We start from the raw sequence: 14,773 nt of genomic DNA on the forward strand, positions 1-14,773 counted from the left end.
AAAACAATATAGGGGAATGGGGGGAGTTTTGATTTATGAAACGTGTGCAAAAATGGTTCGGAGATATAGAACTGTCAAAAGATCTGCTGCTGCTACTTGCGATCGGCGGGCTTTATTCTCTAAGCGTTTCGCTGTCCAATTCTTTCGTTAACATATATTTATGGAAGCAGACAGGGAAGTACATAGATCTGGCGGTATATAATTTATCGGTTGTTATCCTGCAGCCGCTTACTTTTATCATCGCGGGAAGATGGGCGAAAAAAGTGGACAGGGTCATGGTGTTCAGGATCGGGGTTGCCTTTTTGGCACTGTTTTATTTAAGCGTGCTGTTTTCGCGGGGGCATGCCGGCGATTTTATCGTTTTGCTTGGCGGGCTGCTCGGGATCGGCTATGGCTTTTATTGGCTCGCCTATAACGTGCTGACGTTTGAAATTACGGAGCCCGAGACGAGGGATTTTTTTAACGGCTTTATGGGGGCATTCGGTTCCATCGGCGGCATGGCCGGACCGTTTGCCGCCGGGCTGATCATTTCAGCGATCGGGAAAAGCGGTTATACTGTCGTTTTTGCGCTCTCCCTCATCCTGTTTGCTCTTGCCGTCGTCCTCAGTTTTTTTATTGCACCACGACCTGCACACGGCCGTTATTTGTTTAAGCAAATCGTAAAGGAACGGCATCGCAACCCGAATTGGAAACGGATTACAAGCGCCCATTTTGTCCAAGGTTTAAGGGATGGCACGTTTGTGTTTATGATTTCCGTTTTTGTGTTCCTTTCCACGGGGAGCGAGCTTTCTCTCGGCACGTTCGGGCTGATCAATTCCTGCCTGCAGTTTCTCGGGTACACGCTCGTTGCCCGTTATATTAAAATCAAGCACCGCCAGCGCTCCATTTTTTTGGGCGGGCTGCTTCTGTATGCGGCCGTGTTTTTGTTTATTTTTGAAGTCACCTATCCGAGAATGCTGCTTTATGCCGCAACGATTGCGATTGCTTACCCGCTTCTGCTTGTCCCATATAATTCGATGACATACGATGTGATCGGCAGGGCATGGAAAGCAGCGGAAGCACGGATTGAGTATGTTGTCGTGCTTGAAATATTTACCAATGCCGGCAGAGTCGTTTCGATTTTGCTTTTCATTGCGGCTGTCACTTTTTTCAACAGCCAGGTAAGCATCCGCGTGCTGATGCTTGTGATTGGGGCAGGGCATTTATGCATTTCGCTTTTTACAAGGAATATCCGGATTGGGAATATGTAGGGCTGCCGTTTCCAAAAATGGCGGTATTTTTTATAGCCATGTCCGCACTTTTTCGCTAAAATGGAATGTATAGCCGATGGCGAAGGGAGGAGCAGAAAAAGGTTGAAGAAAAAGAAGCGAAAAAAGCGGTCGCATATTCCATTTAGAATGAATATGCTGTTCTTTGCTGTTTTTGTGCTTTTTTCGGTCTTAGTCGTGCGTCTGGGCATCGTGCAGATTGTCTACGGCCAGGATTACAAAAAAGAACTTGAACAGACGGAAGACAAGACGATCCATACTTCTGTTCCAAGAGGAAGAATTCTTGACCGGAACTATAAAGTGATTGTGGGCAATAAAGCGCTGAAGGCGATCACATATACGAGAACCCAGGCGGATGATAGCGGGAAAATGCTGAAAGTGGCAAGGAAACTCGGGGAAATCATCAAAGTGCCGGATGCTGATGTGAAACGGCTGACGGACCGGGATAAAAAAGACTTTTGGATCCTAACCCATCCGAAAGCGGCAAAACAACTCGTTCCCAAAGCGGAACAGGCAAAGCTCGACAACGACAGCGACAAAATATACAAGTTGCAGCTGAATCGGATTACGAAACAGGATCTGGATTCACTGTCGCGGGATGATCTCAATGTGCTCGCGATCTACAGCAAAATGTCGGCCGGCTATGTGCTGTCCCCGCAAATTATCAAAAACACGGACGTAACGAATAAAGAGTATGCGACTGTGAGCGAGAATCTTTCAGCGCTGCCGGGCGTGGATATTACAACCGACTGGGAGCGAAACTATGTGTTCAAAGAGGCGAACAGCAACGATTCGGTTTTAGGGTCAATCCTCGGTGATGTGACAACCGAAAAAGAAGGTTTGCCTGCCGATAAGGAACAGTACTACACGGCCCGCGGATACAGCCGCAATGACCGCGTCGGGAAAAGTTACATTGAACAGCAGTATGAAGATGTCTTAAACGGCGAAAAAGAAAAAGTAGAAGCGAAGCAGGATAAAAAAGGAAATGTCATCTCTTCAAAAGTAATCAGCAAAGGGAAGCCGGGCAGCGACCTTGTTTTGTCTGTTGACATTGACCTGCAAAGAGAAGTTGAGAAAATTATTACCGATGAAATCAAAGCGGCCCGCGCAAGCAATCCGCTTGTTGACCGTGCCTTTGTCACCGTTATGAACCCGAATACCGGCGAAGTGCTGACAATGGCCGGCAAACAGGTGGTCACAAAAAACGGGTCTGCGAAAATCAAGGACTTTGCGCTCGGGAATATGACAACTGCTTATCCTTCGGGTTCTGCAGTGAAAGGTGCGACTGTTTTGACCGGGTATCAGACCGGGGCCATTTCGCCCGGGAGTGTATTTGTCGACCAGCCGCTCCATTTCGCCAGCACCCCTGTGAAAAAATCGTGGGTGACGTCTGGTTTTGGTGCGATTAACGACTTAAAGGCCCTGCAGGTTTCATCGAACGTATATATGTTCCGGACGGTGATGGCGATCGGCGGGCAGCACAATTATGTACCGAATGGCTCGCTTAATATTGACAAAATGAAAACGATCCGGACATTGCGCAAATATTTTGCCCAATTCGGGCTAGGTGTTAAAACCGGTATCGACCTTCCGGGTGAAGTCGGCGGCTATCAAACGGAAGTCCCGCCGAACAGCGGGAACGTGCTCGACTTTGGGATCGGGCAGTTTGACACGTATACTGCGCTTCAGCTCTGCCAGTATGTTTCCACGATTGCAAACGGCGGTTATCGCGTGCAGCCGCATATTGCGAAGGAAATCCGTGAACCGAGCCCGGACGGCAAGACACTCGGGCCTGTTGAAAAAGAAATCGGCACGACGGTCTTAAACCGTGTGGATATGAAGGAGTCATACATCAACCGCGTCAAACAAGGTTTTTATAACGTGGTGAACGTTCCCCACGGAACAGCTTACGGGCGGATTGATTCCAGTCTGAAAGTGGCAGGGAAAACCGGGACGGCACAGGCGGTTTATGGCGGTGAACTGGTGGAAAAATACGATGCGGCCGGAAGGGCACATCCTTCCATTTGGTCAGATGCATGGAATTCCACCTTTGTCGGTTACGCGCCTTACAATCACCCGGAAATTGCCATTTCGGTTGTTGTGCCATGGTCTTACATGGGAGGCGCTTCCGACCCGCACACAAATTTAAAGATTGCGAACCGTGTGTTTAAAGCTTATTTTAACCTGAAGAAAAAAGAAGAAAGCCATGCTGCCAACACGGCCGAACCAACAGTCGAAAATGCAGACGAGGCAAGCGGTTCGAACTGATGGCTGTGATCAAAAACGGATAACGGGGTTTCCCGCTATCCGTTTTCTATTCCATGGCACCCGTAATGATGCGTTTCACCTCGTTTACAGGGAGGGCGGACTGCCTTGCAATCTGTTCAAATGAAAGGCCCTGCCGGAACAAAGCGAGCACCTGGTTTTTTACAATTTCATTCACCGGCACCCTTTCGCCGGACGAATCTGGAAGAAGCGGGTCGGCTCCGGGAACCATGAATTCTTCTTCGAGCGTCTGTAATCTTTTTTTGATCTGGTACGTTTCCTGGAAAAATTTTAAAGACAAATCTTCCAGTTCTTGTTCTACCAGATGCACGCGGTCCTGGCGGAAAAACGAAATAAGAAACAATACCACAGAAAGCGCCAGTAACACCATCAGCGTCATAACCATCCATTTCTCTCCTTTTTCATTGCAAAGTACTATTGTTAGTTATATCACGATTTTCCGGTGAAGTGTACCGCCTTTCTGGCAAGAGGGGGCGAAATCGTGCAAGAAAAGGGGGAGCGGCGGACTTGCCCCCATTCAAGTGAAAATTTCACATATTCCGGCAGCCGGCGGGAAGAACGGTTTTGCTCGAAAAAACATACTGGCAATCGTCTGTGAAAAATGCTATGATAGATAAGTCGTATGCACGATCGATTGAGAAAGATGGAGGGATGAAACATGCGTGTAAACATTACACTGGCTTGCACGGAATGCGGTGAGCGTAACTATATTACAACGAAAAATAAACGTACGACCCCGGACCGAATTGAATTGAAAAAGTATTGCCCGCGGGACAAACGTGCAACCGTACATCGCGAAACAAAGTAAACAGCAGGCGTTTTCCTGCTGTTTTTTCTTTTGCCGGGACTTCCATATAAAATGAACGTATATTTTACACTGAAACAAGGTCATCCATTTGCACAGATTTCTTTTTGCAGCCGGCAACAAAGTAGCGAAGTTTCGCTCATTTTATATAGCGGATAATTTTTCTCCCGGCAGGAAAAATAAAAATGAGTGGCGGAAAATTTTTTGGGGGGAGGAATCGCCATGAACAGATGGCTGAAGTGGATGGCGGTACTGCTTCTGTTTTCAGCAGCTTACCGGAACCGTTACCGGGTATTAAACACTGTATTGGGGTACGGCCCTGCGAGAAAATTGGCGGTCACGGCAGCAATGCGGATTCCAGGATTGCGGTCACGCGTCATGGGCCAGGTTTTTCAATAACGGCGAAAAAGGGCGGGTGTAAGTGTAAAAGGCCAAACGCTTTACACTCCGCTCTTTTTTTCGATATAGTTAGGATAAAATGGATGGAAAAAGGCAGGGGAAATCGTGAACAGCAGGGCAGATGTTTTGTTTTGGGCAATCAGCCGCCATTTTGTCGTGGAAAATGAGTACCGGATCATGCTTTTGAGTGAAAACCGAGATGAAATGTGGCTAGTCAATCCAAAAAAGAAGGATTTGCCGCTTGTGCGTCTTTTGCGGTATGACATCGACTGGGGCAACTGGTTGTACCGCGACATTCGTGATTGTTGCGCACAGGCTGAAGATTTATGCAAACAAATAAGGCGGCTTGCTCCGCGCGTACTCAATATTTATGTGAGTGCGTATGCGCCGGTTGACGATTATGACATTTATTTGGATGAACCGATGCATATTAATGGCGGAAAAACGGAACTCCGCAGCGTATTGATTGAAGGGGAGAATCCTGATTCCGGGATCAATAAGCTGCGCCCGTTCACGGAAGGCCGGCTTGCGATTGCACCCGAAACCATGGGCGGGGATGCCTATGCCTTACAGCGGATGGTGTTTGCAGCCGAGGCGCGCCGGGAAGAGGAGGAACGGCAGCTGTTTGATGCGGGCAGGCCGTTTTTTACATACGTGTTTCTGGCCTTACAGATTGCTGTGTTTATTGTTATGTCGCTTACGGGCGGGACACAGAATACGCAAAACCTGATCCGTTTCGGCGCCAAGTACAACCCATTGATTATGGAAGGGCAATATTGGCGGCTGATTACGCCGGTTTTTATTCACATCGGGTTCATGCACCTATTTATGAATTCGCTCTCTCTATACTATATCGGACCGCTTGTCGAACGGATTTACGGCAAGGGGCGTTTTGCCCTGATTTATTTGTTCGCCGGGTTTACAGGCTGCCTGGCCAGCTTTCTGTTTTCGCCAAGCCTTTCCGCCGGCGCAAGCGGTGCGATTTTTGGCTTGTTTGGCGCATTGCTTTACATCGGGACGGCTTATCGCGATCTTTTTTTCCGGACAATGGGATCGAGTGTCATTACGCTCATCATCATAAATCTCGTTTTCGGCTTCTCCGTTTCCGGCATTGACAATTTCGGGCATCTTGGCGGGCTTTTCGGCGGTTTTCTCGCAGCATGCATCGTCCACTTTCCGAAACGGAAGCGCATCGGTGTACAGCTTCCGGCTCTTCTTCTTGCTGCTTTCCTCGTTTATATGGGCCTGCGCAGCGTCTAATAAAGTATGCCCCCCGTTTCGGTTCCGGCCCGCTTCTTTGGCGTGCAAGCGCGGGCCTTTCGGGGGACGAATTCTGCCGGGATAAAAAATTCCCTCTTTGAGACCGCGGGTTGTCACGGCCATTCTTCAAAAAATGCTCCGGGCATGGTTTCACAGCGCACTTCCATGCCGAGCGGCCAAATGATCCGGCAAATTGCCGCAATTTGATGCTTGTTAGAAGCTGCACAATCGATTATACTTTTCTTTGGAACAGATTTTTATCAAACGAAAGCTGGGTCGAAATGAGAACGCTTTATGATGTGCAGCAGCTTTTGAAAAAATTCGGCATTATTGTCTATATCGGGGACCGGCTTGCCGATCTCGAGCTGATGGAATTGGAACTGAGACAATTGTACCAGGCAAGGGTGCTGGAAAACCGCGAATACGAAACCGCCCTGTTGATCATCAGGCAGGAAAAACGGTTGGAAAAAGAGAAAAAAATTGAGGGTGAGCGAAATGGCTGAGAAATGGATCATTGGCATTGATTTGGGGGGCACCACCACAAAACTGGCATTTGTGAATGAAGCAGGCGATATTTTACACAGATGGGAGATCCCGACTGTGACGGCTAACCAGGGGGAAGCGATCCTTCCGAATATCGCAAAATCGATTGAGGACGAATTGGCCCGGGTAAAGCGGGAGAAAAAAGATATCACAGGGATCGGCCTCGGCGTACCGGGACCGGTTGATATGGAAGCCGGCGTGATCTATGAAACCGTCAATATCGGCTGGGCACAGCATTATCCGGCTGCCGGGACATTGCAAAAATGGACGGGGTTAAAAGTGGTGATCGATAATGATGCAAACGTTGCGGCACTCGGTGAAATGTGGAAGGGTGCCGGGAAAGGTTCCGGGGAAATGGTCTTCGTTACGCTTGGCACCGGTGTCGGCGGCGGCATCATTACAGGCGGCGACATCGTCCACGGTGTAAAAGGGGCGGCAGGCGAAATTGGCCATATTACCGTTATTCCGGAAGGCGGGGCAAAGTGTAACTGCGGGAAAACCGGCTGCCTTGAAACGGTCGCTTCTGCAACAGGCGTGGTCAGGACAGCCATGGCGAAACTGGCTGCATTTAGCAGCGCGTCTCCGTTAAAAGATTTGTATGCCCAAAGCGGCTCGGTAACCGCTAAAGATGTGTTTGATTTTGCGAAAGCGGGCGATGCCCTTTCCTGTGAAATTGTGGACGAAACGGCAAAATACCTCGGGCTTGCGCTGGCAAGTGTGGCAAATACGTTAAATCCGGAAAAAATCGTGTTAGGGGGCGGGGTGTCAAAAGCAGGCGAAACGCTCTTAAACCCAGTGCGCGCTTATTTTTTGAAATACGCGTTCAACACGGTCGGCAAATCGACAAAACTGGAACTTGCCACATTGGGAAACGATGCTGGCGTGCTCGGGGCAGCGTGGTTGGCGTTAAATAAAATATAAGGAAAGCTCCCTCTTTCATGATACGCGCTGATTTTGCCATACGAGAAACAGCGATATCTGAAAAGAGGAGTTTTTTTCCAGCCTCCGTACTACAAGGGCGGTATGGCCGTTTTGCGCAAGTCTTTATGCTGCAGAGAAAAAGAAATGGTTTTTTTGGACTGAATCATCTAGAGACGGGCAGCCTGTTGCAAACTTGTGTGCTAGCGCGCACTAAGCTTTAAGACAAATTGAATTACGGGAACTTGCTTCGGTTTTTGGTGATGCAAAGATGCAAAAAAGCGGCATGGCGCCGCTTTTTTAAGCATTAAGTAAAGGTCGGGTAGCCCGAATGGATGACGGTCATGATGGCAAACCAGCCGAAAAGGGCAAAAGAAATGATACCGAAAATAAATCCGAGGATATTTTTGTTTTTGGCCGCAGTAATGAAACCAATCAGTGACAGAATGGAGACGAGACTGAAAATAATGACTGTACCCATGACATCCCCCTTATAATGAAAAGGCATTCAATTATCTTTATTTTACAACCAGTCTGGTGATTTGTCGAGTAAATGAACAGGCATTTTTTGCGGATGAAAACATGATACAATAGGACAGGAGGGATACGAATGAAATGGAAACAATTGCCGGTCGGGCCCATTCAGACGAATTGCTATATCCTGTGGAATGACGAAAAAGACTGTTTGATTTTTGACCCCGGCGCTGAATTTCACAGACTTCATGCTTTTATCGGGGAAAATGGGTTGAAACCGCACGCGGTGCTTTTAACGCATGCCCATTTTGACCATATTGGTGCTCTTGATGCAGTGCGGGATGCGTACAAGATCCCGGCCTATGTCCATCAAAAGGAAGAGATGTGGCTTGGGGATCCCGGGCAAAACGGGTCCTATTTTTTCGGGATGGGAGAAATCAGCGCGCGCGGGGCGGAAAAGCTGATCACCGGGGAAGACATATTGAAAATCGGCGCTTTTTCGCTTCACGTGCTGGAAACACCGGGCCATTCACCGGGCAGTGTTTCGTACTGGCTGCCTGAACACAACATTGTTTTTTCAGGGGACGCCCTTTTTTCCGGCAGCATCGGACGGACTGATCTACCGGGTGGGAATCACGGCGTTTTGCTGGAAAGCATTCATACAAAATTATTGGTTTTGCATCCGGACACGATCGTGCTCCCGGGACACGGGCCGCAGACAACGATCGGGGCGGAAAAAGACTCCAACCCGTTTTTGGAGGGATAAAAAAACCGGCATGCGCTGCCGGTTTTTTTAGTGCAAGAAAAAAGCAAGCAGATTTTAAGAGGAACAGGTTATTCGCCGAAGCCGGGTGTGAGTATAAACGTGGTGTAGTACGTAAAGCCGGCGAAGAAAATCGTTAAATATGCCCCAAAGATGTACATATACATGCGTTCGGACAGTTTCAAGTAGCTGACAAGCACAAAGAAACCGGTCTGGGCCAGAAACAATAAAGCGGTTTCTTTCATGCCGCCGAGAAAAAACATGACGGCCATTACACCAGTCCAGAAACCCAGTACGCGGTACATACGATCCAAATGAACCACCCCTTCTTTTTATGTCCATCAAGTTTTATTATAAAGGAATAAAGAAGGGGTGTAAACACAACCGGTGCTTAATTCGCAACTTTAGCAACTTTCACATGATAAATGCATTCGCTGCAATCATGGAGCATCGTTTCCTGCTGGTTGATGTCGAAATCGTCAAACAGTGCCTCAAACAACCCGTGAATATAGGCGACATGCATCTCGCAAACATCCGCCGAGTGATGGATTAATTCCCGGAACGGACAGTTGTATACATGGTAATCGAGTTCGTTCTTGTCTGTTGTTTCCAGCGTTTCGATGCAATATCCGTCCACGGTGGACACGCTTGCGAGCACAGATAATTTTTCGTTAAATGTCAGCTGGTCTTTTGTTTTATTCATGTTTTTTAAGATGTTTTCGATGATCCGTTTTCCGTACTCCCGGCCGATATCTTTCAAAAGGCCTGCATCTGCCAGTTTCATTTTGTTGATTGCTTCAAGCAAAATGTTGGACAGCAATTTGTATTCACGGTGCGGGAAGGAGAGTTCTACCACTTGTTCAGAGCTTTTATACAGCCTTGCCGGGCGCCCGCCTTTCCCGGTTTTGTTCAGTTCAGATGAAATCACCTTAACATCTTCGAGCTTGGACAAATGGAGCCTTGCCACATTCGGATGAATATGAAATTCATTGGCCACTTCCTGGACGGATACTTCGCTCCGTTTCTTCAGTACAAATTGGTAAATCGAGTAGCGGGTCGGGTCAGAAAGGGCATTGATCACTTTTAATGTTGGTTCCATATGAAACACCTCTATATTTTTTATCCTATTTATATTATAAATGATAACAACGCCAAAATTTGTGACAAAAATCACACACTTTTTTGTCGCTAAGAGAAAAAATAGCGAAAAAATTTTTGTTTTAAAGCAGGAATTTTGAAAGCCGTGTCGAAATGAGAGAATATCCCAAAAAGAAAGGTGGTATGTGATGGATTATGTCAGTTGAAAAAATTGCGGAACTTTTGATCGGACAGGCGGTAAAAAACAATGTGACCGATGTCCATATCGTTCCGAAAGAAAAGCATTACCATGTCCAGTTCCGGCAGTACGGAAGGCTGTACCCCCACCGCAACCTTTCCGCGAAAGCCGGGGAAAGGCTGATATCCCATTTGAAATTTATGTCTTCCATGGATATCAGTGAAAAACGGAAACCCCAAAGCGGGTCGTTCGCCATGAATGTTTTGCAGCAGACGATCTCCTTAAGAATTTCGACGCTGCCAACCTCTCTTTCCAAAGAGAGCCTCGTTATTCGGATCTTGCCCCATGAAGAAAAATTCCAGCTCAGCCAAATTTCACTTTTTCCATCGAGCACAAAAAAATTAATGGCGCTGCTCAACCATTCGCATGGGATGCTGATTTTCAGCGGCCCGACTGGAAGCGGCAAGTCTACGACGATGTATACGCTTGTTGAGCACTGCGCAAAACGGTTTTTACGGAATGTGATTACACTGGAAGACCCTGTTGAAAAACAAAGCGACTCGTTTTTGCAGGTACAGGTGAATGAAAAAGCAGGTATTACTTACAGCACAGGGCTGAAAGCGATTTTGCGCCATGATCCGGATATTATCCTGGTGGGGGAAATCCGTGATGCCGAAACAGCAAGAATTGCGATCCGCGCATCACTCACCGGCCATCTCGTGCTGACGACATTGCATACGCGTGACGCAAAGGGCGCGATTTACAGGCTGATGGAATTTGGGGTGAGCATCCACGAAATGGAGCAGACTTTGCTCGCAGTCAGCGCACAGCGGCTGATTACATTGCGATGCCCGGTATGCGGTGGGATCCGCTGTCCGCATGATTCGCAAGATTGCCCACGCAGCCGAGAAAAGCGGCAAACCGCGGTATATGAGCTGCTGTACGGGAAAAATTTGCAGCGAGTGCTGAAAGAAGCAAAGGGGGAACAGGTCTACTATCATTATCCGACACTGAAAGAATGGCTCAGAAAGGGGATTGTGCTTGGATACATTTCTGAAGAAGAGTATCACCGCTGGATTGCCGAAGAGGAAGAAGCGGATAAGCCTCAAACTGCAGGGGCGCTTTCTTACCCGGGTCGGTGAAATGCTCGAAAACGGATTTCCAATTGCAGATGCTATCGATTTTCTCGGGCATGTGGACGGCGAACTGGATGCGCGTTCCATGAACAAACAGCTGCAAAACGGAACACCGCTCCATGACGTGCTGCTGAAACACCGGTTTGATGCCAATGCATGCATGCAAATTTATTTTGCCGGACGGCACGGGGAGATGGTTGCTGCCCTTAAAGAGGCGGGCGCTTACTTATTGAAAAAGCATGAGGATGCCCTTGCCTTTTGGAAACTGATCCGTTATCCGCTCCTATTGGCAGCCGCGCTTTTTATCGCCACGGCTTTTGTGAGAAACGTGTTGCTGCCGCAATTTGAACATATGTATGTCGCAATGGACTACAAACCTTCGCGAAATCTCCGGCTGTTCCTTACTATCATGGAACAGGCCCCGCATGTTATCCTGGTTTCAAGTATTTTTCTCTTCCTATTTTTCACACTCTTTTTTCTCTATTTTAAACGAAAAAAACCGCTGAGGCAGGCGGCGTGGCTTTCGCGGCTGCCGGTATCCCGCTTTTACTATACCAGCTATTACAGCCAGTTTTTGGCAAGAGAATGGAGCTTTATGCTGAAAAGCGGTTTTTCCGTCTATGAAATTTTGCATGTCATGGAATCGCAAAATTTTAAGCCGCTTTGGCGCGATACTGCAAAATATTTGCGCGAAAAACTGCTTGCTGGTGAGACGTTCTCCCGGGCCCTGGCTTCTGTCCCGTTTATCGAGCCACAGCTGGTCATTTTGGTCCGCCACGGGGAGAAAAACGGGCGCCTTGATCAGGAGCTCTATTATTACAGCCAAATTAGCTTGAAAAGAATGGAAGAGAAAATCCAAAGCCTGTTCGGGCTGATTCAACCGGTTGTGTTTATTTTCATCGGTTTCTTTTTGGTCGCCATTTATTTGTCGATCATGCTGCCGATGTTCCAGATGATTGACGCGGTTTAACCGGGGAAGGCGTGCCGGATGGCGGGGCTTCAAGCCTTCCCCCTAAAAAAAGAAAGGAGAAATTGCCCATGTCTTTTATCAAAAATGAAAAAGGGTTTACGCTGATCGAAATGCTGATTGTTTTGCTCGTCATTACGGTTCTCTTGTTTTTGATGATTCCGAACATTTCCAAGCATACCGATGCGATCAATAATAAAGGCTGCGATGCGTTCATTGCGATGGTGCAGGGACAGGTGCAGGCGTATGAAATGGACCACAATGAATATCCGTCATCTATCAACCAGTTAAAAGACGGCGGCTATGTATCGAAAACGAGCTGCCCGAATGGAAACGGAGTGAACATCGGGGCGGACGGGAAAGTAACGGAGGTTGCAAAGTGAAACGGCCAAAAAATGAAGCCGGTTTTACCTTTCCGGAAATGCTCGTTGTTTTGTTGATTGTATCCGTGATCACCGCCCTTGCGTTTGCCGGTTTTAAGCCGGTGAAACATACGATCGTCAAAAAAATGTTCATTAACCAGCTTGAAAATGATTTGTATCTGGCGCAAACGGACGCGATTTCCCGCCAGACGAATGTATACGTCCAATTTTTCCGCCAGAACAATATGTACTCCATTTTCGAAGCGAGGAAAAATGCGACGATTATAAAAAGAAGGCTTCCGGAAGGCATCAAAATGTTCGAAAACGGCAGCTTTCATTCCTATGCAATTGGGCCGGACGGGAATGTCACCCAGTTCGGCACGCTCTATTTCCAGTCCGGCCAAGAACAAATCAAGCTGGTTACGCATATTGGAAGCGGGCGGTTTTATGTCGAAGAATGAACGGGGCTTTACTTTTCCGGAAGTCATCGCTGCGTTTGCCGTATTTTGCCTGATGGCGGCCTGCTTATTCCCGCCGTTTCTCCATATGCTTGGTCAAATCAAAGAGACAAAGCAGGAGATGGAGGCATCCCGTTTTTTATACGAAAAAACGGAGGAATGGATTTTTACCGGAAAAGTCGTTGAAAAAGAAAAAAAGGCGGGCGGGGCCACATGGACATTTCAAATCAAAGACAATGGCAGAAAGGCATGTGTCAAACATGAACAAAACACGACTTGCGTTTCGCTCCAGCAATGAAAAAGGCTTTACGCTGCTTGAAAGCGTGTGCGTACTGCTTCTCGTCACTTCCTTGTTCTCACTTTTTCCCCTGGCAGTGAAAACATTCGGGACAGCCGGGGAAGCATTCCGGCCGGAAGAAGATGAAGAGTGGAATCTTTTTCTCATGCAGTTGCGTAAAGAAATCCGGATAAGCACCTCGTGCCAGGCAGCCCAAAATACTTTGAAACTGAACGAGGCAGGAAGGACGATTACGTATGAACCATACCAGAACAGTCTGCGGCGGAGAGTGGACGGTGAAGGGCATCAAATTGTGCTTCAAAATGTGCAGTCCATCCAATTTGCGGCAACAGGAAACGGGGTCAAAGTGGCCGCCGTTTATCCGAATGGCGCGGAAAGAACAGCGGAAATGACCTTTCTTTCCCGCCATGCGGTTGATCCCGGCCAATCGGAAGGCGTTGCCCGATGAACAGGCAAAAAGGGTTTATTTTGCCAGTGGTGCTGTTTTTGGCGCTTGCCGCATGCAGTATGGTCATTTCGGGAACGGACATTTATCTCGGCGAAAAGAAATATGCCGTGCTGGTGAAGGAATATTATTTGCGGAATACCATGTCGCTTTTCGCCATCAGGGAGGCGGCGCAAAAATTGGAAAAAGGCGACAAAAGCCCGGGGGAACTCCGTTTTTCAGACGGAAAGGTGTCTTACAGTATCAAACAGGACGGAGATACTGCAGTGATTTCTTTAACTGCGGAAAATGAGAGTGGTGAACCGTTTAAAAGTACGATACGATATAATCAGACAGAAAAAAAGGTGTTTCAATGGGAGGAACGATGAACAAAAGGATCTATTTGACCGGGTTTATGGGTGCCGGAAAAACGACTGTCGGCCATGCGCTCGCCTCGCTCTTGGGAAGTAGGGCGACGGACTTGGACCGCTGGATTGAAGAAGAGGAAGGAATGCCGCCCGCTGCCATTTTCGCTGTAAAAGGAGAAGCCTATTTTCGCCGGAAAGAAACAGAGATGCTGAAACGGGCCACATCGCTTGCAGGGGTGATCATGACAGGCGGGGGAATTGTCATGCGGGAAGAAAACGTCTGTCTATTAAAACGAGACGGCGTGACGGTTTTTCTGGATTGCGATCCGGAAATATTGGTTTCACGCATTCAAAATGACCCCTCAAGACCTGTTGCAGCAGGAAGGACAAAGGAGGAGATCATCTCCCTTTATAAAAAAAGGCGGCCGTTTTACCTTTCTTGTGCCGATTTGGTTATTGATACGACGGGAAAATCGGTGGCGGAAATTGTTGCGGAAATTTCCGGCCGCATAAAAACGGAAGCTTTCGGGTATACTGGCGCCTGTAAGGACGGTGGCGCCAATGTCGACAAATGATTATGTCAAATTGCTGACACAAACATGGATGCAGCATGTGAGCACGCCAAAAAGCGAGCGGCAGAAAAAGCGGAACGAGAAAAAGGAAGAGATGCCGCCTTTTGCCGAAAGATGGTTCGGTATCCTCCCTTATTTTTTCCTCTTTTTCAAAAGAAAACAGTAGAAAGCAGGCAGCCTTTTTTGAGGGCTGCCT

Annotated in this window: 21 protein-coding genes; 17 read left to right on the forward strand and 4 right to left on the reverse strand. The window is 47.8% G+C overall.

Annotation, left to right across the window (positions count from 1 at the left end; genetic code table 11):
• Nucleotides 1–35 precede the first annotated feature (35 nt).
• Nucleotides 36–1,250, forward strand: coding sequence for an MFS transporter (locus BCOA_RS31660; RefSeq protein ID WP_014098010.1), 1,215 nt, complete (start codon nucleotides 36–38; stop codon nucleotides 1,248–1,250).
• Nucleotides 1,251–1,352: 102 nt separating this feature from the next.
• Nucleotides 1,353–3,536: a peptidoglycan D,D-transpeptidase FtsI family protein gene (locus tag BCOA_RS31665; protein WP_014098011.1), complete on the forward strand. Its 2,184-nt coding sequence runs from the start codon at nucleotides 1,353–1,355 to the stop codon at nucleotides 3,534–3,536.
• Between the two features lie 46 nt (nucleotides 3,537–3,582).
• Here BCOA_RS31665 and BCOA_RS31670 read toward each other — a convergent pair whose 3' ends face one another.
• A complete protein-coding gene (locus BCOA_RS31670) occupies nucleotides 3,583–3,939 on the reverse strand; it encodes a hypothetical protein (RefSeq protein ID WP_014098012.1) in 357 nt (118 codons plus the stop codon).
• 273 nt (nucleotides 3,940–4,212) lie between these two features.
• Between BCOA_RS31670 and rpmG the strand changes: the two genes are divergently transcribed.
• The 5 genes from rpmG to BCOA_RS31690 all read left to right on the forward strand — a co-directional run bounded on the left by rpmG (nucleotide 4,213) and on the right by BCOA_RS31690 (nucleotide 7,482).
• Complete coding sequence (gene rpmG / locus BCOA_RS31675) at nucleotides 4,213–4,362, forward strand: 50S ribosomal protein L33 (protein WP_014098013.1); 150 nt, start codon at nucleotides 4,213–4,215, stop codon at nucleotides 4,360–4,362.
• 219 nt (nucleotides 4,363–4,581) lie between these two features.
• Entirely contained in the window at nucleotides 4,582–4,758 is a 177-nt protein-coding gene (locus BCOA_RS35415; RefSeq protein ID WP_014098014.1) for a hypothetical protein, read from the forward strand.
• A 105-nt stretch (nucleotides 4,759–4,863) separates the two neighbouring features.
• Nucleotides 4,864–6,018, forward strand: coding sequence for a rhomboid family intramembrane serine protease (locus BCOA_RS31680; RefSeq protein WP_041818155.1), 1,155 nt, complete (start codon nucleotides 4,864–4,866; stop codon nucleotides 6,016–6,018).
• A 281-nt stretch (nucleotides 6,019–6,299) separates the two neighbouring features.
• The gene (locus BCOA_RS31685) at nucleotides 6,300–6,521 is read left to right on the forward strand and encodes a YqgQ family protein (protein ID WP_013859652.1); all 222 of its coding nucleotides are present in this window, start codon (nucleotides 6,300–6,302) and stop codon (nucleotides 6,519–6,521) included.
• On the forward strand, nucleotides 6,514–7,482 hold the full coding sequence (locus BCOA_RS31690) for an ROK family glucokinase (RefSeq protein WP_014098016.1): 969 nt from the start codon (nucleotides 6,514–6,516) through the stop codon (nucleotides 7,480–7,482). The genes BCOA_RS31685 and BCOA_RS31690 overlap by 8 nt, the downstream gene beginning before the upstream one ends.
• A gap of 304 nt (nucleotides 7,483–7,786) precedes the next feature.
• On the opposite strand, the gene BCOA_RS34855 is transcribed toward BCOA_RS31690, so the two are convergent.
• Nucleotides 7,787–7,960: a DUF2759 domain-containing protein gene (locus BCOA_RS34855; RefSeq protein ID WP_014098017.1), complete on the reverse strand. Its 174-nt coding sequence runs from the start codon at nucleotides 7,958–7,960 to the stop codon at nucleotides 7,787–7,789.
• Nucleotides 7,961–8,089: 129 nt separating this feature from the next.
• Between BCOA_RS34855 and BCOA_RS31700 the strand changes: the two genes are divergently transcribed.
• Nucleotides 8,090–8,719 carry an MBL fold metallo-hydrolase gene (locus BCOA_RS31700; RefSeq protein WP_014098018.1) on the forward strand — a complete coding sequence of 210 codons (630 nt, stop codon included), beginning with the start codon at nucleotides 8,090–8,092 and terminating at the stop codon, nucleotides 8,717–8,719.
• Nucleotides 8,720–8,787: 68 nt separating this feature from the next.
• Here the strand turns inward: BCOA_RS31700 and BCOA_RS31705 are convergent, their stop codons facing one another.
• Together BCOA_RS31705 and BCOA_RS31710 are read right to left on the reverse strand one after the other, a co-directional pair.
• Nucleotides 8,788–9,030: a DUF2626 domain-containing protein gene (locus BCOA_RS31705; RefSeq protein ID WP_014098019.1), complete on the reverse strand. Its 243-nt coding sequence runs from the start codon at nucleotides 9,028–9,030 to the stop codon at nucleotides 8,788–8,790.
• Between the two features lie 77 nt (nucleotides 9,031–9,107).
• Nucleotides 9,108–9,815, reverse strand: a complete 708-nt coding sequence (locus BCOA_RS31710) for a helix-turn-helix transcriptional regulator (RefSeq protein ID WP_014098020.1) — start codon at nucleotides 9,813–9,815, stop codon at nucleotides 9,108–9,110.
• 194 nt (nucleotides 9,816–10,009) lie between these two features.
• Here BCOA_RS31710 and comGA point away from each other — a divergent pair, with 194 nt between their 5' ends.
• The 9 genes from comGA to BCOA_RS34860 all read left to right on the forward strand — a co-directional run bounded on the left by comGA (nucleotide 10,010) and on the right by BCOA_RS34860 (nucleotide 14,743).
• Nucleotides 10,010–11,134: a competence type IV pilus ATPase ComGA gene (comGA, locus tag BCOA_RS31715; RefSeq protein ID WP_014098021.1), complete on the forward strand. Its 1,125-nt coding sequence runs from the start codon at nucleotides 10,010–10,012 to the stop codon at nucleotides 11,132–11,134.
• Between the two features lies 1 nt (nucleotide 11,135).
• Entirely contained in the window at nucleotides 11,136–12,098 is a 963-nt protein-coding gene (gene comGB / locus BCOA_RS31720; protein WP_014098022.1) for a competence type IV pilus assembly protein ComGB, read from the forward strand.
• Nucleotides 12,099–12,166: 68 nt separating this feature from the next.
• Nucleotides 12,167–12,478 carry a competence type IV pilus major pilin ComGC gene (gene comGC, locus BCOA_RS31725; protein ID WP_014098023.1) on the forward strand — a complete coding sequence of 104 codons (312 nt, stop codon included), beginning with the start codon at nucleotides 12,167–12,169 and terminating at the stop codon, nucleotides 12,476–12,478.
• Complete coding sequence (comGD, locus tag BCOA_RS31730) at nucleotides 12,475–12,918, forward strand: competence type IV pilus minor pilin ComGD (protein WP_014098024.1); 444 nt, start codon at nucleotides 12,475–12,477, stop codon at nucleotides 12,916–12,918. Before comGC ends, comGD begins: the two co-directional genes overlap by 4 nt.
• Nucleotides 12,905–13,213 carry a type II secretion system protein gene (locus BCOA_RS31735; RefSeq protein ID WP_014098025.1) on the forward strand — a complete coding sequence of 103 codons (309 nt, stop codon included), beginning with the start codon at nucleotides 12,905–12,907 and terminating at the stop codon, nucleotides 13,211–13,213. The genes comGD and BCOA_RS31735 overlap by 14 nt, the downstream gene beginning before the upstream one ends.
• Nucleotides 13,176–13,661: a competence type IV pilus minor pilin ComGF gene (gene comGF / locus BCOA_RS31740; protein WP_014098026.1), complete on the forward strand. Its 486-nt coding sequence runs from the start codon at nucleotides 13,176–13,178 to the stop codon at nucleotides 13,659–13,661. The genes BCOA_RS31735 and comGF overlap by 38 nt, the downstream gene beginning before the upstream one ends.
• Complete coding sequence (comGG, locus tag BCOA_RS31745) at nucleotides 13,658–14,026, forward strand: competence type IV pilus minor pilin ComGG (RefSeq protein ID WP_014098027.1); 369 nt, start codon at nucleotides 13,658–13,660, stop codon at nucleotides 14,024–14,026. Before comGF ends, comGG begins: the two co-directional genes overlap by 4 nt.
• On the forward strand, nucleotides 14,023–14,580 hold the full coding sequence (locus BCOA_RS31750; RefSeq protein ID WP_014098028.1) for a shikimate kinase: 558 nt from the start codon (nucleotides 14,023–14,025) through the stop codon (nucleotides 14,578–14,580). The genes comGG and BCOA_RS31750 overlap by 4 nt, the downstream gene beginning before the upstream one ends.
• Nucleotides 14,567–14,743: a YqzE family protein gene (locus BCOA_RS34860; protein ID WP_014098029.1), complete on the forward strand. Its 177-nt coding sequence runs from the start codon at nucleotides 14,567–14,569 to the stop codon at nucleotides 14,741–14,743. The genes BCOA_RS31750 and BCOA_RS34860 overlap by 14 nt, the downstream gene beginning before the upstream one ends.
• Nucleotides 14,744–14,773 lie beyond the last annotated feature (30 nt).

The organism is Heyndrickxia coagulans 36D1, assembly GCF_000169195.2.
GTDB classification, from domain to species: Bacteria; Bacillota; Bacilli; order Bacillales; family Bacillaceae_C; genus Weizmannia; species Weizmannia faecalis.

Excerpts from the sequence above, each read along its gene's own strand:
- BCOA_RS31685 (WP_013859652.1), top strand. The coding sequence starts at position 6,300 with ATGAGAACGCTTTATGATGTGCAGCAGCTTTTGAAAAAATTCGGCATT.
- BCOA_RS31700 (WP_014098018.1), top strand. The coding sequence starts at position 8,090 with ATGAAATGGAAACAATTGCCGGTCGGGCCCATTCAGACGAATTGCTAT.
- rpmG (WP_014098013.1), top strand. The coding sequence starts at position 4,213 with ATGCGTGTAAACATTACACTGGCTTGCACGGAATGCGGTGAGCGTAAC.
- BCOA_RS31670 (WP_014098012.1), bottom strand. The coding sequence starts at position 3,939 with ATGGTTATGACGCTGATGGTGTTACTGGCGCTTTCTGTGGTATTGTTT.
- BCOA_RS31690 (WP_014098016.1), top strand. The coding sequence starts at position 6,514 with ATGGCTGAGAAATGGATCATTGGCATTGATTTGGGGGGCACCACCACA.
- BCOA_RS31660 (WP_014098010.1), top strand. The coding sequence starts at position 36 with ATGAAACGTGTGCAAAAATGGTTCGGAGATATAGAACTGTCAAAAGAT.
- comGF (WP_014098026.1), top strand. The coding sequence starts at position 13,176 with ATGAACAAAACACGACTTGCGTTTCGCTCCAGCAATGAAAAAGGCTTT.
- BCOA_RS31750 (WP_014098028.1), top strand. The coding sequence starts at position 14,023 with ATGAACAAAAGGATCTATTTGACCGGGTTTATGGGTGCCGGAAAAACG.
- BCOA_RS31710 (WP_014098020.1), bottom strand. The coding sequence starts at position 9,815 with ATGGAACCAACATTAAAAGTGATCAATGCCCTTTCTGACCCGACCCGC.
- comGB (WP_014098022.1), top strand. The coding sequence starts at position 11,136 with ATGCTCGAAAACGGATTTCCAATTGCAGATGCTATCGATTTTCTCGGG.
- comGA (WP_014098021.1), top strand. The coding sequence starts at position 10,010 with ATGTCAGTTGAAAAAATTGCGGAACTTTTGATCGGACAGGCGGTAAAA.
- comGG (WP_014098027.1), top strand. The coding sequence starts at position 13,658 with ATGAACAGGCAAAAAGGGTTTATTTTGCCAGTGGTGCTGTTTTTGGCG.
- BCOA_RS35415 (WP_014098014.1), top strand. The coding sequence starts at position 4,582 with ATGAACAGATGGCTGAAGTGGATGGCGGTACTGCTTCTGTTTTCAGCA.
- comGC (WP_014098023.1), top strand. The coding sequence starts at position 12,167 with ATGTCTTTTATCAAAAATGAAAAAGGGTTTACGCTGATCGAAATGCTG.
- BCOA_RS34860 (WP_014098029.1), top strand. The coding sequence starts at position 14,567 with ATGTCGACAAATGATTATGTCAAATTGCTGACACAAACATGGATGCAG.
- BCOA_RS31735 (WP_014098025.1), top strand. The coding sequence starts at position 12,905 with ATGTCGAAGAATGAACGGGGCTTTACTTTTCCGGAAGTCATCGCTGCG.
- BCOA_RS34855 (WP_014098017.1), bottom strand. The coding sequence starts at position 7,960 with ATGGGTACAGTCATTATTTTCAGTCTCGTCTCCATTCTGTCACTGATT.